The organism is Rhizobium pantanalense (genome assembly GCF_030182525.1).
In the GTDB taxonomy this organism is placed as follows: Bacteria; Pseudomonadota; Alphaproteobacteria; order Rhizobiales; family Rhizobiaceae; genus Rhizobium.
The window spans coordinates 24,157-48,255 of record NZ_JAQJCH010000010.1 but is presented as its reverse complement, the minus strand read 5'-3'; the positions used below and the strand labels follow the sequence as shown (position 1 = coordinate 48,255).

Sequence of the window (24,099 nt, the reverse complement as noted above, 5' to 3'; positions counted from 1 at the left end):
AGGTTACGGGCGTCCGGGAGGAAAGCAGGGCATGACGATGGAGGCTGTGAGGGCGGTCAGCCTGAAACAGGTGGCGATTTCCTTTGAAATGGCCGGGAAGACACGGTTCGACGCCGTGGCGGCGACCAATCTGAATGTAGAGGCGCATGAGTTCGTGGCTATTGTCGGCCCGACGGGCTGCGGCAAATCCACACTTCTCAATGCAACGGCGGGGCTTTTGACGCCGGCGTCGGGGACGGTCGAAGTCTTCGGCCAACCCCTCAAATCCATCAACCGCCAGGCAGGCTACCTCTTCCAGCAGGATTCGCTGATGCCGTGGAAAACGGTTCTCGAGAATGTTGCGATCGGGCTTGAGATCGCGGGCACAGATAGAGCCGAGGCAAAAAGGATTGCGCGGGATTGGCTGGGGCGTGTCGGCCTTGCCACATTTGCCGATCGTTTCCCACGCATGCTCTCAGGCGGCCAGCGCAAGCGGGTCGGTCTCGCTCAGGTGCTCATCCGCAATCCCAAACTGCTCCTGATGGACGAGCCCTTCGGCCCGCTCGATGCGCAGACCCGCCTGATCATGGGCGACCTGCTGCTGAAACTCTGGACTGAGGACCGCAAGGCGGTGATGTTTGTCACCCACGATCTCGATGAGGCGATTGCCCTTGCCGACCGTGTCGTCATCATGTCCGCCGGTCCGAAGTCCCGCATTATCGGTGACTTCAAGGTGCCGCTGGAACGGCCGCGCGAAATCGGCGAAATCCGGCACGATCCCGTCTTCAACCAGCTTCATCGTGATATCTGGCAGGCGCTGCGCGACGAGGTGATGACCGCCTATCGCCAGAGCAGCGGAGAGATCGCATGAACCGCTCCCTCCTTCTCCTGCTGCAGATCCTGGTGGCGCTGGTCATTCTGGTCCTCTGGCATCTGGCGACGAATACCGGCCTCTTCGGAAATCCGAAGACCATATCCTTCTTCTTTGCCGATCCGCTCAAGGTCGCGCAGCGTGTCATCCAGTGGTTCGCTAGCGGATCGATCTGGTATCATCTCTGGATCACGCTATCGGAATCGATCCTTGCCTTCCTGCTCGGCGCCTTCGGCGGGGTCGTCTTTGGCTTCTGGTTCGCCCGCAGGCCTCTAATCGCGGCTGTCTTCGACCCTTACGTGAAGGCGGCGAATGCACTGCCCCGCGTCGTGCTGGCGCCGATTTTCGCGTTGTGGTTCGGCCTCGGCATCTGGTCCAAGGTGGCGCTCGGCATCACGCTCGTCTTCTTCATCGTCTTTTTCAACGTCTATCAGGGCGTCAAGGAGGTCAGCCAGCCGGTGCTGTCCAATGCCCGCATGCTCGGCATGAACGAGCGACAGCTGCTGCGCCATGTCTATCTGCCCTCCGCGCTTTCCTGGGTGTTTTCCAGCCTGCATACCTCGGTCGGCTTTGCCGTCGTCGGTGCCGTGGTCGGCGAATATCTCGGTTCCGCCGCCGGTCTCGGCTACCTCATACAGCAGGCCGAGGGTGTCTTTGATGTGACGGGTGTCTTTGCGGGCATGGTGGTTCTGACCGCTTTCGTCCTGCTGGTGGATTGGGTCATGACGATGGTTGAACGACGGCTGCTTGCCTGGCGCGGCCAATAGCGCAAAGAAACAGGGACGTGGAGGAAAAACTATGGAACGCAGGACATTTCTGATCGGGACGGCGAGCTTCGGAATTGGCGCTTCGCTTGCGGGCATTCTACCAGCAGTGGCACAGGACGCGAAGCCGGAAAAGCCGAATCTGTTGATCGGCGTCGGCGGCAAGCCATTGCTTTATTACCTGCCACTGACGATCGCCGAACGGAAGGGCTTCTTCAAAGAAGAGGGTCTCAACGTCACCATCAATGATTTCGCCGGCGGTTCGAAGTCGCTGGAGGGACTGATCGGCGGCTCCCTCGATGTCGTCGCCGGCGCCTATGAACATACGATCCGCATGCAGAACAAGGGCCAGGATATCGTCGCGATCTGCAATCTCGGCCGCTTTCCGGGGATCGTCATCGCGGTGCGCAAGGATCTCGCCGGCGAGATCAAGTCGATGGCGGACATGAAGGGCCGCAAGATCGGCGTGACCGCGCCAGGCTCATCGACGGCGCTGATGTTCCAATATGCCATGCTGAAGAATGGGCTGAAGACCGACGATGCGTCGCTGATCGGCGTCGGCGGCGGGGCCGGCGCGGTAGCCGCGGTCAAGAGCGGTCAGATCGACGGCCTTTCCCATCTCGATCCGGTTATCGCGCAGTTGCAGTATGATGGCGACATCACGGTGCTTCTGGATACGCGCACCGAGGCCGGTACGCGTGCGCTTTTCGGTGGTCCGAACCCGGCCGCGACCGTCTACATCAAGCACGAATTTGCGAAAGAGAACCCGATCACCACGCAAAAGACGGTCAATGCCTTCATGAAGGCCCTGAAATGGATCGCGACAGCAAGCCCCGAAGATGTCGCGGGCGTCGTTCCGGAAGAATATTTGCTCGGCAATCGCGACCTCTACATGCAGGCCTTCAAGAATTCCAAGGAAATGTATTCCCCGGACGGCATGGTCACGCCGGAAGGCTATAATTCCATGATGGGCGTGTTGAAGACGCTCGATCCCGAACTCGCCAGTGCCGACGTGCCTTTCGAGAAGACATTCGATCCGACCTTTGCCAAGGCCGCAAAGACCTGATCGAGGCAATAGGCATGCCCGGCGGTTGGCCGGGTACGCCTAACCCTGCCGAGCCAAAATCCTATCAGATCGAGCAAGCGCCGGCGGGCCGGCGTGATGCCGGCAGCGGTCTTATGACGGACCTTTCGGGGCGAAGAATTTTTTCAAATTGACCGACGGATTTCGATCAATTGCGCGTTCAAGCAGCGCAAGATCTGACGAAAGCCTGAATGACAAGGATTCTTAAGATCGAGGCAGGCTGCGGTCCGATACTGGAGAATGAGAATGGTTGCATCATTCAAAACGCCAGCGGGCCAGAAGCGGATATATTCGGCAAAACTGCTCGGCATGTTGCTCGTTTTTGCCCTTCCCTTCGCCGTGCGCGCAGAAGCCTGTGCAATCCCACCGCCAATTTTCACCATTGATGAGCCGTATCAGGCTCGCTTCCACGATCCACGATTGACGACCCTGATTGCTCGGCGCCGGCCATTTATCAAACCGCGGCTCGATAGCAACGTGACGGCCGCCTGGAGTGGACGCCCGACAATGGAGCGTCCCTAGTGGCGATATCCGGAACGGCCCGATCGACCTACGCTTCAGACCCATCTGAGATGGTCAATGGAGGAGCAGTATGCATCTAACACGTCGGCAGTTCGCCATTCTGGCTTGCGCTTTGACGGTTCCGGCTGGCCGAAGCGCGGCGGCAAGTGACGATAATGCAGTATTCTGGCAAGCGAATCTGGCAGATCGATCAATCGCCATCTTCGGCTATGAACGCATCGGTGCCGCACTGGTATCCGACATCGTTCGCGATGGAGAGCGGATATCCGATCAGGCAAGTTCGGTCTATACCGACATCGGCCCGAATGCTCCGCACTTGAAGTACTCGACGAATATAAAACAAGTGCCACCGGTTCTTCCCGATTTGCCGCCGACGGATGCAGACGATCTACGCCGCATTATGCCGACAGCAGCAGGTTCCCCGGTTGAACGCCTTCCAGGATACGTAGTGGCCTTATTGCTGATGGGCGAAGGACAACACTCATGGGCACCAAGTGTCGAGGGTGTGATCATGGATCATGTCCGCTCCGGTGGAAAGCAAATCTCCCCGCTGATAAGCGATACGGACCTGATGTGGATATGGTCGCCACCCGATACGTTCACACTGAAAGCAGTTGGCGCACATCAAATCAGCTATCTTCTCGAGAAACGCCGTCAGCTGGGGCCTATCGGTGGCTACATGGAAACACTTTACGAGCAGCGGCGTGTATCTGAGATCACGCGGTTGCGAGAGGAAATCACCAAGGAAGGAGTCGTCAATCCGCTCGGCTCCCTGGCGGGTCCGCAATTCAAGGCGCTACTTTTCAAACAGGTCTTGAAAATTGACTCGACGAAGAATTTTCTCCTTCTCCCATTGGCTGTCTTACTCGGTAATGACGGCATCTTGGAACTCATGAAATCAAACGGCTTTCAGATAACGGCATTAGTATAATGCTGCGGGTGCCGGTGAAAGCCACATACTACAAGGTATTTATCCCATTCGAGGGCCGATGAAACATGGCTCCGTTCGCGGCAATCAAGGGCACCGCGGCCTTGTCGCACGCTGGGAATCCGAACGTGATAGGCAGCTCCGGCCTCCCAGCATCGAGGCACCGCGCAAGTTGAATTCCGGCCCCCTGTGACCGTCACGGCCATCGGCAGCGTGATCATCTGGATACAGCTAACGGTGGAATATCTCTACGCCAGGTATGATTAGTAATCTTATTGTCATATGACGATAGCGAAAACCTGATACGGCGTTGACAGGCGTTTCAGCCAACTATCCTATTCCTTTAAGCAACGCACGGGGGAAAAGTATGATCGGCACACGATATCAGATCAAGGCGGGTGATACGCTCTGGTCTATCGCTCACGAGCATCTCGGCCATGGTGCGCAATGGCCGCGTATCTGGCGCTATAATAACCGCCGCGATGTCATTCGTGCCACCGGCCATGGAATTCCCGATCCGGATTTGATCCATGCCGGCAGCACAATTCTGATCCCCGTTCTGCCGGGTCAGCGCGAGCATGGCAGCAATGGTCATCACCATCCGCCGCATACGTCGCAGCATCATAATCCCTCGACATCCGCCACCACGCCGGCGCCGCATTCCGCCTCCCCGCAGCCGCTTCGCACCGGCAACCCGGCTACGGAACTGAAGAAGGAATTGCCGCACGTCTATTCGCCGATCTCGATCAAGTACCGCTTGAACGATCTGACGATGCCCGTCATCGAGACTCCGACGGCGACGATCGAGTTCCGCATGACCGGTGATGTCGTCCTGATGACGGACAAGCGCTATCCGGCAACCTACGTGAGCAACGGCGGACGGCTGGAGACACAGATCTCGCAGCAGGCCAACGTCGCCTTCGGCCAGCTCGTCGGCGACACGCGCTTCATCTACGATTCGAAGAAAAAAGAAGTGACCGTGCGCTCCATGCTGGTCAGCCAGAGCACAACGCCGAACGCGGCGGCCACCGCGGTTGGTGTCGAGTTCAGCTCCAGCAGCCCGATACCGAAGCTGCGCGCCGAGGTCCGTTTCCCCAAGCTGCAGGGCAGGATCGGCCCATTCCACTATGTCGCCATGAGCGTAGCCTTCGTCATTCTGATCACGCCAAAGGCTCACATTCCTCCGTCGGCACCCTCGCCCCAGGCCGTGCGTGACGCGGTACGCATCCGCGAGCCCGAGGAAGGGACCAACTGGAGCCGTGTCATCGGCACCGGTCTGGTCATCGGCGCTGGCGTCATTGTCGTCGGCACCCTGGTCGAGGATTTCTTCTCCGGCGGCGTCGGCGTTGCCGATGATCCGGCCTCCTTCGCGGCCGCCGGCGCCTCGCTGACGCGCGGCCTTGCTATGCTTCGCGGCGCAGCCACCACAGCCCTGCCACGCGCAGCGGTTCCGGCCGCCGTACACGTCGGCGCCCGGGTTGGACTGGCACATTGATCGTCTCACGGCGTCTTCTACTTGGCGCGGCAGTGGTTCTGGCCGGGAGCGGTTCTTACCTTCTCGGCCGGTCGACACCGAAAGAGGATGCTATTGCCGATCCTGATTCGTATGCGGCCAAGCTTGGCCGGCAACAGGGCCTGACGATCGGTTTTGGCGATCCATCGACCTTCTACGTGCCGCCCTATCTATCTACCGATGCGCCTGTAGAGGGGGTCGTGTTGAGCGCTGCCGACCACACCGCTGTAAAGGACTCGCTGCGCGGCATTGCCAGGGCTTTCGAAGCTTACCCGGAACAATGCCTCGGCCGGATCATCAAGGCGATCTTCATCGCGGGCAGGATTTTGATAGACGGCGCCGAAGCGGGCGGCACCTATGGGCTAGACTGGATATTTCTCGCCGCGCCCTCCAACGTATCGGCCGAGACGCGTCAGCTGACCGCAGAGCTTGGCGTGCACCACGAAACGAGTTCCTTCATCTGGTTGCGAAACGATGCCTTGCAACGAGCTTTCTCCGCACTCGAGCCGGCCGGTTGGCAATTTCAGAACGGCGCGACCGATCAGATCGCCCGCAATGGCCAGACCGCTCCGCCGGTGGAAACCGGTTTTCTCTCCGCCTATGGCGCAACGACCTCGGAGAATGACTTCAATACCTATGCAGAAATCGTGTTTTCCGATCCGGGGCGTCTGATAAAGCTGGCGGAAAGCGTGCCAGTCATTGCGAAAAAACTCGCACTGACACTCGATTCCTACATCGCTATCGATGAGCGGCTGCGCGAGACTTTCGCTCGAAGCGGTCTGCTGAAAGCGGCCGGGCGATAGGCCGGCCAATAGCCTCGCTTCCAGGGCGTCGAAAAGGTCGATCGAAGCCGCGCCAAGATCGAAGCCCTTGGCGCGGCCGCGACGTGAGATCAATTCATTTAGAGATCGTGGCGTCGTTTACTGCTGGGCCGGCTCGGCTTTCTGAATCTTGTCCTGGACCTTCTTGACGAGTGCCGGGTCCTTCTTCGCGGCCGTTAGAATTGCGTTATATTCGTCTACCGACATCCCCGGAGAAGTCTGAACAGCCTGCACCATCTGCTTGCTTGCTTCGGTCTGCAGCTGTTGTTTCGCGGTCGGATCCTGTGTTGCGCCGATCTTGGCCGAATATTCCTGCCTGATCTTGTCCACCTGGAGATAAGCGACCGCAAAAGCCTCTATCTTTTGATCGCTGACTGGGGCAGCGGCAGCGTTGCTATCGGGCTGCTGCGCTTGGGCAGGTTGTTGCTCTTGCGTTGCTTGCTGTGCGAACGCTTGAGTGCTGAGAACCATCAGGCTCAAGGCTGCAGCGGTCAACGATGCAGCGGGGATATGACGAATAATCATCTGAATTCCTCTTAGTCGTGCGGGGGGAACACCTCTTTGATGGCGTAGAGCGAAGGTTGGCATATCGTTTTAGATTCAGCCGCCGGTTAGGGTTGAGGAACGATCCGGCGGCAATGTGGCCGTCAAACGTTTTCTGTGAGGCAATAGCGTGACGATCCCCTGGCCGTGACGCGGCGGCTTTATGGCGATCGAGATCCGACCAGCGCGAATTTCTTCCGAAGCCGCAATGCAGTTACCCGATGTGAAAGCCAGGAAACTGCGCGAACATGGCCGGGCTTCGGCCTTTATTGCTTGCACAGCCATCCCGCCATACAAAGGCGGAATGACTGTGATCCTTGTCTCGTTTCAGGGAAGAGTGACGACCTCGACCCAGTTCGCGCCGGCGTCGACGGGATAACGGCCGATCGGCGTGAGCGCACCGTTTGCCCGGTCGATGGCATAGACGGCGATCTTGTCGGATTTTTCTCCGGTCGCGATCAGGAAGCGGCCCGACGGATCGATGCGGATGCCGCGCGGCTGCTTCTCGGTCGGATAATTGGTAACGTAAGTGAGGTTGCCGCTCCCCTCCGCGACATGGAAGAGGGCGATCTTGCTGGTGGTTCGCTCGGTCGTATAGAGGAATTTGCCGTTCGGAGTAATGCCGATGTCGGCGGCCCAGACCTTCGGCTTGCCGTCATCGACAGGTGCGACTGCCGGCGCCGTGGCGTTGAACGGCGGTGGAGGCGGCGGGGCAATGCCTGGAGACAGGCCGGTGTCGTCCGGAACGGATGCGACGCTTTCGACTTCGGTGAGCGTCCCCTTGGCCGGGTCGAGGCTGTAGTGAATGACATGGCCGGTCAGTTCGGTGACGACATAGACCGATTTGCCGCCCGGCGCGAAAATGATATGGCGCGGCCCGAAACCCGGCTTGGTGGCGATCTCAGGCGGATTATTCGGCTCCAGCATGCCGGTCTCGGCATTGAGCACGAACTGCAGCACCACGTCGGAGCCGAGATTGGTCGCAAAGACATATTTGCCCTTGGGATCGCTGACGATCGAATGAGCATTGCGGCCGGTCAGGATCATCTGGCGAGTGCCGTCCGTCACACGGCCATCCGGGTCGATCGGCAGGACCGCGATCTTGTTTCCACCATAGGAGGAGGTGAAGAGCAGACGCCCGGAGGGATCGGTCGACACATAGGGCATGCTGTCGGGCAAGGCCGCGACCGCACCCTGCGTCAGATTGCCGGTTGCCGCATCGATCGCCAGCGTCAGCACCCGGTAGGGCTGCGAGCGCACGACGGCATAAAGATGCTTCTTGTCGGGGCCGATGGTCATCGGCATCACCATCTTGCCCGCATCGAAAGTCGCCGCCGGCGTCAGGGTGCCGGTCCTCTCATCCATGCTGTAGCTGTCGATCTTCCCGTCGGTTGCCGCAGAGACATAGACGAATGTCCTGGCAAACATATCTTGTGTCGACGCAAGCATTGCCGAGGCCGCCATGATCGCGGCAAAAATTCCAGATTGTAATCCAACCACGAGTGTCCTCCTCCTGCAAAGCGCGATCGCCGGCAGCGCCGACGATCATTTGCATGTGCTTGGCTGTGCCTCACGCGGCCTTGGCCGTATCGATGATCTTTGCGAGCGCTGCCAGCTCCTCCGGCGTCAGATCGGTCAACGGCGGGCGCACCGGGCCTGGATCCTTGCCGAGAACATGCAGGCCGGCCTTGATGATCGAGACCGCATAGCCTTTCTTCCGATTGCGCAGGGCGACGAACGGGAAGAAGAAGTCCGTGAGGATTTCATCGACCGTTGCCTGATCTCCGCTCCGCAACGCGCTATAGAAGCGCTGGGCAAGTGCGGGGATGAAGTTGAAGACGGCGGAGGAATAGGTCGTGACGCCGGCGGCGAAATAGGCTTGGGCATAGACTTCATGGGTCGGCATACCGCCGACATAGACGAGACGGTCCTTGAGGGTCGTGGTGATCTCGATCACCTTGTCGACGTCACCGACCCCGTCCTTATAGCCGATGAGATTGGGGCACTCGTCGGCAAGCCGCGCGATGCTGTCGGTGCTGAGCACCGCATTGTCACGATTGTAGACGATGACACCGATTCCGACGGATTGGCATACAGCCTTGACATGAGCGATCAGGCCGGCCTGTTCGGCGAACATGAGATAAGGCGGCAGGAGCAGCAGACCGTCCGCCCCCGCCTTCTCGGCTGCCCTGGCGATCTCGATGGCAAGCGACGTGCCATAGCCTGTTCCTGAGATGATCGGCGTATTGCCCGCCGATGCCTTTGCGGCGCGAACGACCTGCGGGATCTCAGCGGGATTGAGGGAGAAGAACTCGCCGGTTCCGCCGGCTGCAAAAAGAGCGGCGGCATCATAGCCTGCCAGCCATTCGACATGGCGGCGGTACTTCGCCTCGTCGAATTTCAAGTCGCTGTCGAAATGCGTGACGGGAAAGGACAGCAGGCCGTTGCCAACCGCCTTTTTCAGTTCAATCGGGTTCATATGGGAATCCTGTTATCGATTGGTATGGGCGATTGGGTCTCAGGCGCCTTCGAGCGACTGGACGAGGGCGGCGATGTAGCCGTAGCAGAAGGCGAAGGCGACGCCGGTCGGGTCCCGGCCGCTGATGGTCGGCACATGATCGGGCATCAGCATGTATTGATAGCCGACTTCCTTGTAGACCTTCGCGGAGCGGACCATGTCCATGTCGCCCTCATCCGGGAAGGTCTCCATGAAGGAGAGCTTGCCACCGCGAATGTTGCGGAAATGGACGTTGAAAAGCTTGCCGCGCGTGCCGAACCAGCGGATGATGTCGTCAATCTCCTCGCGCGGATTGTCGAGCATCTCGCCGACCGATCCCTGGCAGAAATTCAGTCCGTGATAGGGGCTTTCGCGCATCAGCACGAACTTCTTCAAGCCTTCGACGGAGCCAAGTACGCGTGTGACGCCGCGATAACCCGGTGGTGTATAGGGATCGTGCGGATGGCAAGCAAGACGAACGCGATTGCTCTCCGCCACGGGCACGACGCGCTCCAGGAAATAATCGATGCGCTCCCAGTTCTCGTCTTCCGACAGGACGCCGGCTAAGCCAGGGGCGGCCTGGTGATCTGCCTTATCCCAGCGGAAGCTCGCATTCATCGAACCGCCGCGTCCAGGTTCCTCCGGCGTGCGCGGAATGCCGATGAGATTGAGATTGTATTTTGCCGCGGGAATGCCGGCCGCCGCCACATCTTCGATGAGCTTGCAGACCGCATCGATCTGGCGATCGCGATCCGGTCCGGCAAGCAGAATATCAGGATAGGATGCCTTTTCGATCGGTTGAGACGGCAAGGGGAGCTGAATCATATCCAGAATCAGCCCGAAACTCTCGACCTTGTCGCGAAGGCGCTCAAGATCAGATAGCGTCCAGCTCTCCGGCTTTCCCGGCGGATCCGCACATATATGCTTCAGCCCCAATTGCGCAAAAACGCGATAATCGTCGTCGTCGCGCGCCTCGACCTGTGTTCCTACATACACCGAGCGTCTCTCCCGTAAGATTGATCCATATCATATGACATAATATGAATTTTATGAGGTGTCGAGAGCTATTGCTGCTCCATGGCGGGCGATAACGTCGCTGGCTCGTCAGCATATCTGCCCACATCGTCTATCAGGCGCATTCAGAGTCCTGACCTGCGGCGGTCACCAACAGGATTTTTAACCGTTGCCCAGCGCGGATTTTGCCGAGATAGGCACAATTGCTGACATCGAAGGCTGCTTCGTCTCTCCGGCCCTGTCAAAAGCCAGCCGCCAAGCCATATGGCAACTGATCGATTGTTACGCCAGTTTCCACTTTGCCCCTCGTCATTCAGCATCAACCATCGGCACGGGCCTTGCCAACCATGCCGATCTTCGCTAAATCATAATATGACATGCGGTTAACATCATACGTATTATATAGTATTCGATGGAGGAGGCATAATGAAGCACTTTTCGAAGGCCATGTTTATGGGCGCTGCAATCGGTATGCTGACATTGGCGGCACCGCAGCTCCAGGCTGCCACGCCTAAAGATCAATTAGTGATCGGTACGTCGCTCGCGCAGGTCCTGTCCCTCGATCCGCAGCAGGCCACCGAACCTAAAGCGCTTGAAATCCTTGCCAATCTCTACGATCGACTTGTCGCAACGACCGCGGATGGCAAGATCGTGCCGCAGCTGGCGGAAAGTTGGACGGATGACGGCAAGTCGCTGACGCTGAAATTGCGGGATGCCGCTTTCGCTTCCGGCAATCCGGTCACCGCCAATGACGTCGTCTTCTCGCTGACCCGGCTGATGACGCTCAACCAGTCTGGTTCCTCCTATTTCAAGCGCATCGGTTATTCCACCGAAACGATCGCCAATCAGATCCATGCGGTCGACACCAAGACGGTGCGCATCGATCTGACGGACAAGGTGACGGCGGAAGGATTGCTTTATCGGCTGGCGCTGGGCGTTTCGAGCGTCGTCGATAGCGTCGAGGTGCAGAAGCATATTGCGAACGGCGATTCCGGAAACGCATGGCTGCGTACCCATTCGGCAGGCTCCGGGCCGTTCACTCTGAACAAATGGACCCCGAACGAGATCGTCATTCTGGATGCAAACAAGGCCTATGTCGGCGGCGCACCGAAAATGCGGCGTGTCATCATTCGTCATGTGCCGGAAAGCCAGGTCGAGCGGTTGATGCTCGACCGCGGCGATATCGATATCGGCAATGCGCTGTCCAAGTCCGATCTCGAAACCTTCGAGACCAAGAGCAATTTCGTCATCCAACGCGTGCCGACGGGTGGCTTCTATGTGCTGGCTATGAACGCCGGCAACCAATATCTCGCCAACCCAAAGGTTCGTGAAGCCATCGCCTATGGCATCGACTATAAGGGCATCGAGAAGACCATCATGGGTCCCTACGGTCGGGCACGAAACATTCCCGTTCCGGAAAACTTCGAATACGCGCTGCCGAATCCGGACTGGCACCTCGATGTCGCCAAGGCAAGGCAATTGCTCGCGGAAGCAGGTTTCAAGGATGGCTTTTCGCTGACGCTGAAAACGATATCGCAGACGCCGCGCATCGATCTGGCAACCGCCATTCAGGCCTCCCTCGGTCAGATCGGCATCAAGGTCGAGATCCAGCAGGGCAATGGTTCCGAGATCATCGCCGCCCACCGCGCGCGCAACTTCGACCTCCTGCTGCCGCAGACCAGCGCGCTGATGCCCAACGTTCTCGGCTCCATGGATGATTTCGCCAACAATCCCGACAACCGCCTCGAGGCCAACAATGCCGGTAATTTTGCCTGGCGTTCCGCCTGGGATATCCCTGGATTGACGGCACTTGCGGAAAAGACCTCAGTGGAACCTGACGCCAAGAAGCGGGCGGAACTTTATGGCCAGATGCAGCAGATGTTCGTCGATCTGAAGCCGGCGCTCCTGCCGCTTTTCGAGCGGTTCGAACCCCTTGTTCTCTCCGCCAGGGTCAAAGGCTATCTCGGACATCCCAATCAGATGACCCGCCTTGAAAGCGTGACCAAGGCCGACGCCGAATAAGCAATCGAAGGCAGCGATCATGAAGGAACTATCCGTAGCCGAACTGGGCCGACGCATCGCGCATCTGATCGTCAGCCTGTTCATCCTCCTGTTGGTCACCTTCGTGATCGGCCGCGTCCTGCCGGCCGACCCGGTTGGGGCGATCGTCGGCGAACTGGCCGATCCCGCCGCCTATGCCGCCATGCGCCAGCGGCTCGGATTGGATCTTCCCGTTTACGAGCAGTTCTTCATCTATCTGAAGGGGCTCGCCCATGGCGATTTCGGCACGGCGATCCTGACGGGAAATCCCGTCTCAGCCGATCTTGCCCAGGCCTTTCCGGCAACATTCGAACTCGCGACGTTTGCAGTCATCATCTCGACCTTCGTCGGCGTGCCGCTCGGTCTGGTGGCGGCGCTGTTCCGTGACCGGCTGATCGACAAGATCGCGCGTGTCATCTCCCTCGTCGGCCATTCCATTCCGGTCTTCTGGTTCGGGATCGTCGGGCTTGTCGTCCTCTATGCGGGCCTGAACTGGGTCGGCGGCCCTGGCCGGGTCGACGTCTATTATGAGGGTATCGTCATGCCGCAAACCGGCCTTCTGCTGGTGGACAGCCTCCTGCAAGGCGAAACGGACATTTTCTGGAATGCGCTGAGCCACATCATCCTGCCGGCCTTCATTCTCGCCTATGCGGCCGTTGCCTATATCACCCGCATGACCCGCAGTTTCACCCTGGAGCAGCTCAGCCAGGACTATGTAATCGCCGCCCGCGCCAAGGGCGTCGGTCCGGCGCGAACGATCGTCGGTCATGTCCTTCCAAACATTGCCGTACAGCTCATCACCATTCTCGCCATCTCCTATGGCGGGCTGCTTGAGGGCGCGGTGGTGACCGAAATCGTCTTCTCCTGGCCGGGCATCGGCCAATACATGACGAATGCCCTGATGATCGGCGACATGAATGCCATTCTTGCGGCAACCATCATTGTCGGATTCTTCTTCATGCTTTTGAATTTTCTAGCGGATATCGCCTATGCAGTCTTCGATCCGCGCACCAGGGAGGCCGTGCGATGAGTGATGCGATCCATGCGGACATGACCGTCCGTCCGCCGAATATCATGAGCCGCATGATGGGTTCGCTGAGAAGCGCCAGCGGCAAGCTTGCTCATGAACCACTTGGCCTGGCGGGTTTCATCATCCTCGCCCTGCTATGCCTTATCGCGATCTTCGCGCCGCTTCTGGCGCCCTATGATCCGAACGTGCAGGTGCTTTCTGACGCCTTGAAGCCGCCAAGCCTTGCGCATCTGGCCGGAACGGACGAGTTCGGCCGCGATATCCTCAGCCGCCTGATCTTCGGCACGCGCATCACCATCCAGACGGTGCTGTCGATTTCGGTGATCGTCGGCCCGATCGGTCTTCTGATCGGTGTGGTTGCCGGCTTTTTCGGTGGTCGTATCGACGCGCTGCTGATGCGCGCCACCGATATCGTGCTCTCCTTTCCGTCGCTGATCCTGGCGCTGGCCTTTGCCGCAGCGCTCGGCGCCGGCCTGGGCACTGCGATCATCGCCATTTCGCTGACGGCCTGGCCGCCGATTGCAAGATTGGCGCGCGCAGAAGCGCTCGTCGTCAGGAACACCGACTATGTCGCCGCCGCGCGGCTTTATGGAGCCTCCAGGCTGCGTATCCTCTTCTTCTACATCGCGCCGATGTGCGTCCCGTCGGTCATCGTGCGCCTGACGCTCAATATGGCAGGCATTATCCTGACGGCGGCGTCCCTCGGCTTCCTAGGGCTAGGCGCCCAGCCGCCGGCGCCGGAATGGGGCGCGATGATTTCCAACGGACGCAAATACATGCTCGATTTCTGGTGGGTCGCCGTCATGCCCGGCATTGCGATCCTTCTGGCAAGTCTGGCCTTCAACATCGTCGGCGACACACTGCGCGATATTCTGGATCCCCGCCATGCAAGATCGTGATCTCCATCCTATCCTCTCCGTTCAGGGCCTGAACGTTCGGTTCGGGCGCAACTCGCTCGCGGCGGTCTCGGATGTCAGTTTCGATGTCGGACGCGAGCGCGTCGGGATCGTCGGCGAATCCGGCTCCGGAAAATCGACGACGGGGCGCGCTGTCATGCGCCTGCTACCGCCGAGCGCAAGCATCACGGCCAAAGGCATGACGCTCGACGGCGTCTCCCTGCTGGACAGGTCGGAGCGCCAAATGGGTGCCCTGCGCGGCAAGGATATTGCTTTGATCATGCAGGATCCGCGTTATTCCCTCAATCCGGTGCTGACTGTCGGCAGGCAGATCGCCGAGGCGGCGCGGCTGCATCTGGGTTTGCGTGGCGGCAAAGCGCGGGATGCCGCGTGCGCCATGCTCGAGCGTGTCCGCATCACCGATCCGGAGCGCGTAATGGCGCTCTACCCGCACCAGATCTCGGGCGGCATGGGTCAGCGCGTCATGATCGCGATGATGCTCCTGGCAAAGCCGAAGCTCGTCATCGCCGACGAGCCGACGTCCGCGCTCGATGTCAGCGTGCGCAAAGACGTGCTCAGCCTGCTCGACGAACTGGTGCGCGAAAACAATTCCGGGCTGCTGCTCATCAGCCACGATATCCGCATGGTCGCGGCCTTCTGTGAACGCATCATCGTCATGTATTCCGGCCGCATCGTGGAGACGCTGACCCGTCTCGAAGATGCGCAGCATCCCTACACGCGCGGACTGATGTCCGCATTGCCGGACCCGCACAAGCCGGTACGCCGCCTCGCAGTGCTCGACAGGGCAAAGTTTGATCTGGAGACCAGCCGATGATTAGCGTTCGCGATCTTGATGTCGTCTTCACCTCCGGCAAGACGAAGAACCATGTCGTCAGAGGGGTAAGCTTCGATGTCGGCAAGGGGGAGACGCTTGGCATCGTCGGCGAGTCCGGATGCGGCAAGTCGACCGTGCTGCGTTGCCTCGCCGGCATGGAAAAGGGATGGTCGGGCAATATCGGTCTTGCCGGCAACGCTGTCGGCAAGACCCGTACGCGGGATGAACTGCGGCATGCTCAGATGGTGTTTCAAGACCCCTATGGGTCGCTGCATCCCCGCCACCGTATCGGCACGGCGCTCGCCGAACCGCTGCGGGCCATGGGGTATGGCGATGTCTGGGTAAAGGTCGAAAAAGCATTGCGCCAGGTCGGCCTGCCGCCAGCCTTCGCCAACCGCTATCCGCACGAGCTTTCCGGCGGACAGCGTCAGCGCGTCGCGATCGCCCGCGCCTTGATCCTCTCACCGCCGATCCTGCTGCTCGACGAGCCGACTTCGGCGCTCGATGTGTCGATCCAGGCAGAAATCCTCAATCTGCTTGCCGACCAGCGTGACGAGCGTTCCCTAACCTATGTCCTCGTCAGCCACGATCTAGCCGTCATCGCGCATATGTGCGATCGCGTGCTGATCATGAAGGGCGGGACCTTCGTCGACGAACTGACTAAGGCGGATCTGCAGGCCGGCACGACACACGACGCCTATACGCGCGAACTCTTCGAGGCGAGTTTCCTTTAGGCGCATATGACCGATAGCCGATCGCTCCAATCTTCACGCGAAGGCAGATCGTCGTCCGATTCCTATCGGGATCATGATTACGATTTTCGTGGCCATGATTTTTCTATAGCGGAATTCAGAAGGCCCCCAGGACAGGTCGATGTGTGGCCATTCGCCTGGTTTCGATATGGTCCATGATGCCCGGTTGGGTTTGCATTCATCATATGATCCTGTAATCAAAGACAGATGATGCACAAGTTTCTTGCTCTCCTCTTGATCGGTCTTACGCTTTCCGCATGCGAGCAACGCGGCACCGAGGCCGTGGATTGCCCGTCGCAACCCCCCAATCTGGAAGCTATAGGCCCCAATGGCATGTATGAGTTCCGCGAGGATTGTGAGCCCAATGCCTTGACATGCATCGATCCCAACAAGAAGGCGCAAACGGGTGACGGTACCGTCATCTGCAGGGTCCGGAAGCAATAGCCGCTGTGGCGAGCTTGCCGATCCTGACAAAAGGTTGCTTGGCGCGCAGCGCCTCATGCATGGGTTTCGTCTAGCGTGATTGCCGGAACTTCGGAACGTCTGAGGACCGATGACCGCTGTCTCGGCGTTCAGATGGCACGCCCAGGCGCAGGGCATCGAACACGTGTCGAAACAGCGGCGGAGCCGAAATACGTTTAATGACAGCCGTCGCCTCAGGTGCCGGGAATTGGCTCCCAGGCAGAATTGCCGGTCCTGGAGAATTGAGGGATGTGAGCGAGGCTCTGAACAAGGTCGCAATCGGATCCCAGCGTCTCGTGCCAATCGCGAGCCTCGGTCAGGATAACGCCAATGCCGACAACTTCGGCCCCCGCCTTACGCACCAGTTCCAGCGAACCTTTGAGGCTCGACCCCGAGGCGACCACGTCATCCACGACAAGCACACGCTTGCCCTTGAGAAGCGGGATCGCGGCGCGGTCCAGCAGCAGGCGCTGCTCGCCCTTGGAGGTGATGGAGGAGATGCGTTGTTCCAGCGCATTTGCCAAATGGATCTTCGGCGACTTCTGCAGCACCACATAGTTGTCGAGGCCGAGCGCCCGCGTCACTTCAATGGCGACGGGAATGCCGAGGGTTGCCGTGCCGACCACGATGTCGGGCTTGAGCGACGCGAATTTGGCGGCAAGCTTGATGCCGACGTGCTCACCGAATTTCACGCCGAGATCGATGACCATCATGAGGGAAATGGCAAAATCCGGTTTGATTGCCACGATCGGCAGCTCAACGGCATAGCCGGCAACATCGACCTGCCAGTTCTGTCCGGTTCTCGGGTCCGCGGTCTCAGGGGTCATGGGCCTTATCCTTCATGCTGAGGCGCTGCTCGACCATCAGGCCGACTTCTCGCCAGGTTGTTCGCTTGTGTTTCAGATCATACCCGTAAAGGGTGAGGGAAAACGAGATGGCGTGCGCCATGCGGATCGCCTGGATGAGCAGCGGAATGCCGCGTGCCAGCGCAAAACGCAATTTCGTCGGCAGGCCGACATCGTCGATCTCCATGCCGCGAGAACGCTGAGCGTCCGCAATACGCTCGAAATCATCGCGCAGCATCGGAATGACGCCGAAGGTCAGCGACAGGACGAGCGTGGCGATGGACGGCAGCCTCGCAGCACTTGCCGCCGCCAATATTTCGCCCGGCGAGCTTGTCTCCATGACGAAATAGAAGGCGGCCGTCGTGGTTACCAGCCTGGCGGCCATCGCCGCCGCGACCGATAAGGCTTCCGGCGTCGAAAGACCCTGCAACCAGAGATTTAACATCCAGCTCACCATGACCATGCCGGTCAGCAGTGTGGCGCCCTTGAGGTAACCGCGGAGACCGGGGACCCTCAAGCCCCATAGAAGGGCCAGGCAGATAAGCGCAAGGGGTACTCCGAACCGCCAGCCCGGGGCAAACCAGGCGGCCAGCATGATGATGAAGGCAATTCCCAGCTTGATAAAGAAGTTGAGCTCATGAAGCCGCGTCATGCCGTGCTCCAAGCTGTCATATCGTAGGGGGCTTGCCAGCCGAGAGAACGGAAGGTGCCGTTTTCCCAGCCGTCTTCGGGTACTCCCTCGAACGCGATCCTGCCGTTGTCGAGGATCATCAGGCGGGTAGCCAGATCGTCGACCAATTCCAGATCGTGCGAGATCAGCATGACCGCCCGCCCCGAAGACTGCATTGACGAGATGAAACGTTCCAGCATTTGACGGCCTTTGATGTCCCTGCTCAAAAGCGGCTCGTCGATGATGGCAACGAGCGCGCCGGTCGCATCGGCGCAAGCGAGCCCCAGCAGTGCTTGCTGGCGAGCCGAAAGAGCAAACGGATTGGCTTCCGCCAAGTCGGAGAGTGCGTATCGCTCCAGCGCTGCCTTGGCGCGCGCAACGACGGCGGGGTCGCTCGACGATGCACTCGACGCCGTAATGGCAAAGATCACCTCGCCGATTACGGTCATATTGAACAGGATATGGCGCATGTTCTGGGGAATGTAGGCAATCTTGCGCGCCCTTGCCGCGACAGACCAGTCGTCGGCCTTTGTCCCGTCGAGAAGGATGGAACCCGAGGTGGTTTTCACCAGCCCAAGGATCGATTTGAACAGCGTCGTCTTTCCGGCGCCGTTACGGCCGATGAGCGCCAGCACGTCTCCAGCCCGGACATCGAAACTGACGTCCTTCAGCACCGGGTTGCCGCGCGATCGGGAAAGCTGGCTCGTCAGGCCCGAAACGGTCAACAGCGGGCGACCCGGCTCGACAGTCTGCCGCGCCGGCCGGGCGCGCATCGGCGGCAAAATGCCGGCGTCGATCCAGGCGGCACCGTGCTTAAGCACCGTCTCCGGCGGCATGCTCGGAGAGACGCCGCCGCGACGCAACAAGGCAATGCTGTCTATCACGGAGCGGAGTGCCAAAGGGTCCTGCTCCGAGATCAACAATGTCGGGGTACCGTCCAGCACTTTCAGCAGGATATTGGATAGCCGCACGCGCGCGGCGGGATCAAGCCCGGTCGTCGGTTCGTCCAGCACCAGAATCGATGGGCTGGAGACGATCGCCGCAGCAATGGTGACCATTCGCCGCTCACCCCCCGAAAGGGTCAGAACCCGACGGCCGCTCAAGGCCTGCAGCTTGAATTCGGTCATCAGTTCGGTCAGCCGATCCCGAATCGCGTTGCGCTCGATTCCCCTGTTTTCCAGCGGAAAGGCGATGACGTCCTCGACGCAGATGTCCCAAAGCTGGTCTTCGCTATTTTGCGACACGAAGCCGATCGTGCCGAATAGCTCCTTCTTTGTGAAGGAAAGCAGTGGGCGGCCAGCAAGCTCCACCTGCCCGGAGAATTCGGCAACTGGAATAAAGCGAGGAATCAGGCCTGCGGCAACGCCGAGCAATGTCGACTTGCCGCTGCCCGCTTCACCACAGACGAGAAGCCGTTGCCCCTCGTCAAGCATAAAACTGGTTTCGGCAAGCACCGGCGCAGCGCCGCCGAAACCGATCGTCAGATTGGCAATATTGAGCACTTGTTGATCCAGATCGGGTTCAGAAGCGCTTGAAACCGGCGGGATGCGCACTCTTCAGAATTTTCAGGGCCGGGATGATCAGAAGCGGCGTGCCGACAACCATCGGGACGATGTCGGACAGGCCGAGATAGCCAAAACCCCACCAGAATGGGAAAATGCCGAGATAGGCAAGGCTTGCAGACACTGCTGCCACCATAACGAGCCCGACGATAAGGCAGACCGCGGCGATCTTGATCAGCCCGCTGCGATCGAAAGCCGTCTTGGCAGGATCGAAAAGCAGCCCGGGCACAAGGCCGGTCAGGCCGACCATGATGCCGTCAACAAGAAGCGAATGCGCAGGTATGAAGGTGCCAGCCAGCAGCGACCAGACGATGGTGCCGAGATAGCCGCAAATGAAGCCGCTGCGCCAGCCGAGCAGAATGCCGATCACCGACGGCAGAAAGGCGAAAATGCGCCACTGAATGACGCCGGGCACGAGCTGGATTGGATTGGCATAAGCCCAAAGCACGCCAGTCGCGGCAGCTGCCACGATCGAGAGCACGATAGGAAAGAGTGTATTGCCGTCGGTTTGTGAAACGGTCGCTGGTTGCATGATCTTGGTCCCTTTAAAAAGTAATTTCCAGAAATTCTCGGAAAACCCATTGGACGGCCCTCCGCGATCATTCAGGCGCAGTTTCGCGCTCTCTTATTGACGCATCCGATTACTCAGATCCCGGACTTCGTCCAATCACGAACGGAGGCCAGGACATTATACTCTACAGACCCCCGGGTCCCCCATAGGCTACTGTTTCAGCCCCCTAAAACTCACGGGCGCGATGGAGAAAAGGCCAGCGTAACGCGCAGATTGGAATTGCAATAGCGATGATTGCCCGCTCACGGAAGTTCTCTCCAACATTCAAACGACGTATAGAAATTCAAATCACGAAAACCACCCATGATTGCATATGAAACTTGATCTAGCACACGCAGTATCGGCAGGCCAACCCAATCATGCGTACAGCGACGAACGAGTGCGGCAAAGACAGCTCAGCAAATAGCCGGCACCCTGCCTATATCCGCGCTGCGTCTTTCTGGGCCACGGAACGTTTCCGCCGGATCTGCCTGACAGGCCTGCTGACCGAAGCGCGGTCTTCTGCCCAGGCATGCTTTTCGGTCGCGGCATCCGGCGTCGCCACTCCATCGACAACATCGAACTGCGGAATATGGCCCAGACTGGTCACCAGCTTGGCGTCCTCTCCAAGCAGGTTCCGCCAAGAATGACCTTCGGTCAGAATGGCGCCCGCACCAATTATGTTTGCGCCGGCGCGACGCACGAGCCTAATTGCCGCCGCCATGCTGGAACCGGTGGCGATGACATCATCGACAACCAGAACGCGTCTACCCTGAAGCAGCTTTATCGAACGGCGATCCAGCAGAAGACGCTGTGGCGCTGCGGTCGTAATGGAACGAACATCCTCGACCAAGGCGTCGGCAAGGTGAAATTTGGGTGATTTCTGCAGGATTACATATCGATCGATGCCAAGGCGCCGCGAGACCTCGATGGCGACAGGGACGCCCAAGGTAGCGCTGCCGACGACGATGTCAGGCCGCGACGGCGCAAAATGACGGGCAAGGGCCTCGCCGACGAGGTCTCCGAACCGGATACCCATATCGATGACCATCAGCAGTGCGATTGCCCGCCGATCGCTCAGCTGGACGATCGGCAAGCTGAAATTCTCGCCGGCAACCTGCACCTGATGGGTTTGCGGAGTCTCCAGATACATGCTGCTGCGGCCTTCTTGGCACATTGATTGCATTCAAATTATTGTCTTAATAGACACTAGATCACACAATTTTTACAACCAACAAAATTCGTCCGGTGTGTTTCCTTTTCTTCAACGAGGTATACTTCCGAATGAGCAGACTCTTGTTTTCTCGCTTCGCGCATTACCTCGACGAGATCGCCAACCATGGCTCGATCAGAAAAGCAGCGGAAAAGCTGAATGTGTCGGCTTCGGCGATCAACAAGCAGCTCATCAGCGCCGAGGAGGAATTCGGTGTTGCCCTGTTCGAGCGCCTGCCGCGCGGCATGCGGCTGACATCGGCGGGCGAATTGCTCGTCAATGGCTACAGGGAATGGAATAAGGACCTTTCCCGCATCAAATCCGAAATCGAGGAACTGAAGGGATTACGCCGCGGCGAGGTGAGAATCGCGGCTTCCCAGGAAACCGTACCCGATTTCCTGCCGGCAGCGATTGCGCGATTCACGAAGGACCATCCTCGTATCCGCAATGCGATCGCAGTGGAGGATTCTGATCGCGTGCGACAGCTGGTCAGGGATGGGGGCGCAGATTTCGGACTGACCTTCAGCCCCCTGCCCCTCCCGGGGGTCATTGTTACGCGCTCCGCCGATTTTCATCTCGTCGCCATGCTGCCCGCAACTCCCGGTGTAGAGCCGCCGGATAGCATCTCCATAGGCGAATTCTTCAAGAAGCCGACGATCGTTCCCGACACCAGCAGCCATCTACGGGATGTCGTCGACATTGCCGCGGCGCGTATCGACATCCGCTTTCAGCCTGTCCTCACGACCAACAGCTTGTCGCTTATGCGGTCCATGGTCCGCGAGGGCGGCGGTTTCGGGGTTACGGCGATCGCTTCCGGCATGTCCCTTCCGCATGAGGACGGATTGCACTACTCTCGCATTGCCGACAGCGGCTTGCCGCCGATGGTCCTTTCCCTGATCGTTGATCCCAGGCGCAGCCTCTCGATGACATCCATCATTGCCCGCAGGTATTTCGAGGAATATCTCGATGAGATCGCAGTTCGAGCCGGAAAGGAATCTGTGCATTCATTGGAGTAGTCGCTCTCCCACCTGAACAGGATTCCTTGCGCGGCGACGCCTCCATCACGGCACTGCCTCGTCTCCGTCGACCCTTTATCAATCGACGGTAGCAACAAGCGCATTTTATACCTTGGCTTGAGATGTCAATGCTCATGTCATTTCTCGTGAGCGGCAGCCCGGGATGCCGGCGCATAACATTATCCATGCTAAATCTATTCGGATCAAAGGCGTCCGGGGCACCTTGCCGTTGAAGAAAAGGCAACACACCGAACTAATTTTGATGCTTGCAAAAGTTGCACAAGCTCACGCCTATAAGCCAATATCTTCTACTGCTAATTCTCGAGGTGGCAAGGGAATGGCGAATGATTATAGCCCATACGAATCCCATAGGAGAGCACGACCGCAGCTTCGCCTCGTTCGTGCACAAGAACCGCGCTTCGTCGAACGGCAAACGGAAGAAATTCCCATGCCAGAAGCCAAGTCATATCTTTTAAGCACGGTCGACGGAACGATCCGGACGGTGATGCTTCCCGCCGGCAACCGGATCGAGCACATCCGCAAGTTGGTCGGATCCAGCGGGATCGATGTCGTCCGCATCGCGGACTCCCATCTTCTCTATGCCGATGATAACGGCCTCATCGACGGGCTTTCCAGCATAGCGGATTTGAAGGGCCATCCTTCGCCGCTAGCCGGCAATCTTCTGATCGTCGGCAAGGATGAAAGCGGCAAGACCACCAGTGTCAGTGCCGGCATCGACGACGTCGCTTCCTGGTTCACGATCATTCGTCCGGTTTTCCTGCCCGTTTTCGAAACCGTGCGCGAATCTCAAATTCTCAGCACGCGCGTCATCCGTCTGGATGTTCGCATTGAACGCTCGATCCCGAACATCATAGAATAGGGCGCGAGAAAGATGCACGATAAGATTTGGCATCAGCGCAATATTAGAAATGTCTATTATATTTCTTTCCATGATACCACCGCTGATGGGATGTGAAGAGCATCGCTCGTAAACCTGTTTCCCGATAGCGAAACGCGGCCGCATAACATAATCAGCGCTGCCCATCCGGCAGATAAAGAGCCTCATTCAGGATCAGACAACGCCGCGCGATCAGCCCAATTCCACGAAGCAAGCTTGTCAGCTCTGGTTTCGAGTGCCATTGGTCTGGAAACGACAAGCGACGACAACAAGCAGCTTTCACATGAAACTTGATGCAATCGATCTGCGGATACTGGATGCCATTCAGCGCGATGGCCGCATCACCAAGCTCGCGCTGGCCGATAAGGTGGGGTTGTCGCCGACGCCATGCTGGCTACGCCTTCGTAAGCTTGAAAAGGCCGGGATCATCACGGGCTATCACGCCCGTCTGGCACTCCGTCGTCTCGCACCGGTCGCAAGCGTCATGGTAGAACTGACACTGGCAAATCATCGGCAGATCGACTTCGATCGTTTCGAGCGGGCAGTGGCGGCCATTCCTGAAATCGCGGCCTGTTGGGCTGTCGGCGGCGGCGTCGATTATATCCTGAAGATCATGGCGGCCAATATCGATGCCTATCAGCGATTGATCGACGACCTTCTTAATCGCGACCTCGGCATCGAACGCTATTTCACCTACATCGTCACCAAGACTGTGAAGGAGGAGACGGTGCTTCCCGTCGCCGACCTGCTTTCTCCGGGCACGTCGGACAGCGAATAGAGAAACTCTCTAGCGC

The 24,099-nt window shown here is 58.8% G+C and carries 25 protein-coding genes; 16 read left to right on the top strand and 9 right to left on the bottom strand.

The features are described 5' to 3' along the window. The first annotated feature begins 31 nt into the window (after positions 1-31). From PH558_RS23730 to PH558_RS23700, 7 genes are all read left to right on the top strand, one after another. Positions 32-850, top strand: coding sequence for an ABC transporter ATP-binding protein (locus PH558_RS23730; protein ID WP_113408632.1), 819 nt, complete (start codon positions 32-34; stop codon positions 848-850). Next, a complete protein-coding gene (locus PH558_RS23725) occupies positions 847-1,617 on the top strand; it encodes an ABC transporter permease (RefSeq protein ID WP_113408631.1) in 771 nt (256 codons plus the stop codon). The genes PH558_RS23730 and PH558_RS23725 overlap by 4 nt, the downstream gene beginning before the upstream one ends. 31 nt (positions 1,618-1,648) lie before the next feature. Further along, a complete protein-coding gene (locus PH558_RS23720) occupies positions 1,649-2,680 on the top strand; it encodes an ABC transporter substrate-binding protein (RefSeq protein ID WP_095438186.1) in 1,032 nt (343 codons plus the stop codon). 264 nt (positions 2,681-2,944) lie between these two features. After that, positions 2,945-3,220 carry a hypothetical protein gene (locus PH558_RS23715; protein ID WP_095438187.1) on the top strand — a complete coding sequence of 92 codons (276 nt, stop codon included), beginning with the start codon at positions 2,945-2,947 and terminating at the stop codon, positions 3,218-3,220. Between the two features lie 70 nt (positions 3,221-3,290). Continuing rightward, a complete protein-coding gene (locus tag PH558_RS23710; RefSeq protein WP_285206966.1) occupies positions 3,291-4,151 on the top strand; it encodes a hypothetical protein in 861 nt (286 codons plus the stop codon). Between the two features lie 364 nt (positions 4,152-4,515). Next, the gene (locus PH558_RS23705; RefSeq protein WP_095438189.1) at positions 4,516-5,643 is read left to right on the top strand and encodes a LysM peptidoglycan-binding domain-containing protein; all 1,128 of its coding nucleotides are present in this window, start codon (positions 4,516-4,518) and stop codon (positions 5,641-5,643) included. Next, positions 5,640-6,464 carry a hypothetical protein gene (locus PH558_RS23700; RefSeq protein WP_285206965.1) on the top strand — a complete coding sequence of 275 codons (825 nt, stop codon included), beginning with the start codon at positions 5,640-5,642 and terminating at the stop codon, positions 6,462-6,464. The genes PH558_RS23705 and PH558_RS23700 overlap by 4 nt, the downstream gene beginning before the upstream one ends. A gap of 117 nt (positions 6,465-6,581) precedes the next feature. On the opposite strand, the gene PH558_RS23695 is transcribed toward PH558_RS23700, so the two are convergent. The 4 genes from PH558_RS23695 to PH558_RS23680 all read right to left on the bottom strand — a co-directional run bounded on the left by PH558_RS23695 (position 6,582) and on the right by PH558_RS23680 (position 10,518). Beyond that, entirely contained in the window at positions 6,582-7,007 is a 426-nt protein-coding gene (locus PH558_RS23695; protein ID WP_095438191.1) for a DUF4168 domain-containing protein, read from the bottom strand. A 345-nt stretch (positions 7,008-7,352) separates the two neighbouring features. Beyond that, positions 7,353-8,525, bottom strand: a complete 1,173-nt coding sequence (locus PH558_RS23690; RefSeq protein ID WP_285206964.1) for a lactonase family protein — start codon at positions 8,523-8,525, stop codon at positions 7,353-7,355. Between the two features lie 70 nt (positions 8,526-8,595). Then, complete coding sequence (gene kdgD / locus PH558_RS23685; RefSeq protein WP_285206963.1) at positions 8,596-9,504, bottom strand: 5-dehydro-4-deoxyglucarate dehydratase; 909 nt, start codon at positions 9,502-9,504, stop codon at positions 8,596-8,598. A gap of 39 nt (positions 9,505-9,543) precedes the next feature. Then, complete coding sequence (locus PH558_RS23680) at positions 9,544-10,518, bottom strand: mannonate dehydratase (RefSeq protein ID WP_285206962.1); 975 nt, start codon at positions 10,516-10,518, stop codon at positions 9,544-9,546. A gap of 187 nt (positions 10,519-10,705) precedes the next feature. Here PH558_RS23680 and PH558_RS23675 point away from each other — a divergent pair, with 187 nt between their 5' ends. From PH558_RS23675 to PH558_RS23650, 6 genes are all read left to right on the top strand, one after another. After that, positions 10,706-10,900 carry a hypothetical protein gene (locus PH558_RS23675; RefSeq protein ID WP_285206961.1) on the top strand — a complete coding sequence of 65 codons (195 nt, stop codon included), beginning with the start codon at positions 10,706-10,708 and terminating at the stop codon, positions 10,898-10,900. Between the two features lie 62 nt (positions 10,901-10,962). Then, complete coding sequence (locus PH558_RS23670; RefSeq protein WP_095438195.1) at positions 10,963-12,558, top strand: ABC transporter substrate-binding protein; 1,596 nt, start codon at positions 10,963-10,965, stop codon at positions 12,556-12,558. 19 nt (positions 12,559-12,577) lie between these two features. After that, positions 12,578-13,606, top strand: coding sequence for an ABC transporter permease (locus tag PH558_RS23665; RefSeq protein WP_285206960.1), 1,029 nt, complete (start codon positions 12,578-12,580; stop codon positions 13,604-13,606). A gap of 20 nt (positions 13,607-13,626) precedes the next feature. Next, positions 13,627-14,505, top strand: a complete 879-nt coding sequence (locus tag PH558_RS23660) for an ABC transporter permease (protein WP_446740130.1) — start codon at positions 13,627-13,629, stop codon at positions 14,503-14,505. After that, positions 14,492-15,337 carry an ABC transporter ATP-binding protein gene (locus PH558_RS23655; RefSeq protein WP_095438198.1) on the top strand — a complete coding sequence of 282 codons (846 nt, stop codon included), beginning with the start codon at positions 14,492-14,494 and terminating at the stop codon, positions 15,335-15,337. Before PH558_RS23660 ends, PH558_RS23655 begins: the two co-directional genes overlap by 14 nt. Continuing rightward, positions 15,334-16,071, top strand: coding sequence for an ABC transporter ATP-binding protein (locus PH558_RS23650; RefSeq protein ID WP_285206959.1), 738 nt, complete (start codon positions 15,334-15,336; stop codon positions 16,069-16,071). Before PH558_RS23655 ends, PH558_RS23650 begins: the two co-directional genes overlap by 4 nt. 674 nt (positions 16,072-16,745) lie before the next feature. Here the strand turns inward: PH558_RS23650 and PH558_RS23645 are convergent. The 5 genes from PH558_RS23645 to PH558_RS23625 all read right to left on the bottom strand — a co-directional run bounded on the left by PH558_RS23645 (position 16,746) and on the right by PH558_RS23625 (position 21,331). Then, positions 16,746-17,378 (bottom strand): phosphoribosyltransferase family protein, encoded by a 633-nt coding sequence (locus PH558_RS23645; RefSeq protein ID WP_095438201.1) that lies wholly within the window; start codon positions 17,376-17,378, stop codon positions 16,746-16,748. Further along, the gene (locus PH558_RS23640; protein WP_285206958.1) at positions 17,368-18,048 is read right to left on the bottom strand and encodes an energy-coupling factor transporter transmembrane component T family protein; all 681 of its coding nucleotides are present in this window, start codon (positions 18,046-18,048) and stop codon (positions 17,368-17,370) included. The genes PH558_RS23645 and PH558_RS23640 overlap by 11 nt, the downstream gene beginning before the upstream one ends. After that, positions 18,045-19,568, bottom strand: coding sequence for an ABC transporter ATP-binding protein (locus PH558_RS23635; protein ID WP_285206957.1), 1,524 nt, complete (start codon positions 19,566-19,568; stop codon positions 18,045-18,047). Before PH558_RS23635 ends, PH558_RS23640 begins: the two co-directional genes overlap by 4 nt. A gap of 19 nt (positions 19,569-19,587) precedes the next feature. Further along, positions 19,588-20,160, bottom strand: coding sequence for an aminotriazole resistance protein (locus PH558_RS23630; protein WP_095438203.1), 573 nt, complete (start codon positions 20,158-20,160; stop codon positions 19,588-19,590). A 457-nt stretch (positions 20,161-20,617) separates the two neighbouring features. Continuing rightward, complete coding sequence (locus tag PH558_RS23625) at positions 20,618-21,331, bottom strand: phosphoribosyltransferase family protein (protein WP_095438941.1); 714 nt, start codon at positions 21,329-21,331, stop codon at positions 20,618-20,620. 131 nt (positions 21,332-21,462) lie between these two features. Here PH558_RS23625 and PH558_RS23620 point away from each other — a divergent pair, with 131 nt between their 5' ends. The 3 genes from PH558_RS23620 (at position 21,463) to PH558_RS23610 (ending at position 24,083) form a co-directional block, all read left to right on the top strand. After that, entirely contained in the window at positions 21,463-22,407 is a 945-nt protein-coding gene (locus tag PH558_RS23620; RefSeq protein WP_285206956.1) for a LysR family transcriptional regulator, read from the top strand. 163 nt (positions 22,408-22,570) lie between these two features. Next, entirely contained in the window at positions 22,571-23,287 is a 717-nt protein-coding gene (locus PH558_RS23615) for a DUF3846 domain-containing protein (RefSeq protein WP_285206955.1), read from the top strand. A 301-nt stretch (positions 23,288-23,588) separates the two neighbouring features. After that, positions 23,589-24,083, top strand: a complete 495-nt coding sequence (locus PH558_RS23610; RefSeq protein WP_095438206.1) for an Lrp/AsnC family transcriptional regulator — start codon at positions 23,589-23,591, stop codon at positions 24,081-24,083. Positions 24,084-24,099 lie beyond the last annotated feature (16 nt).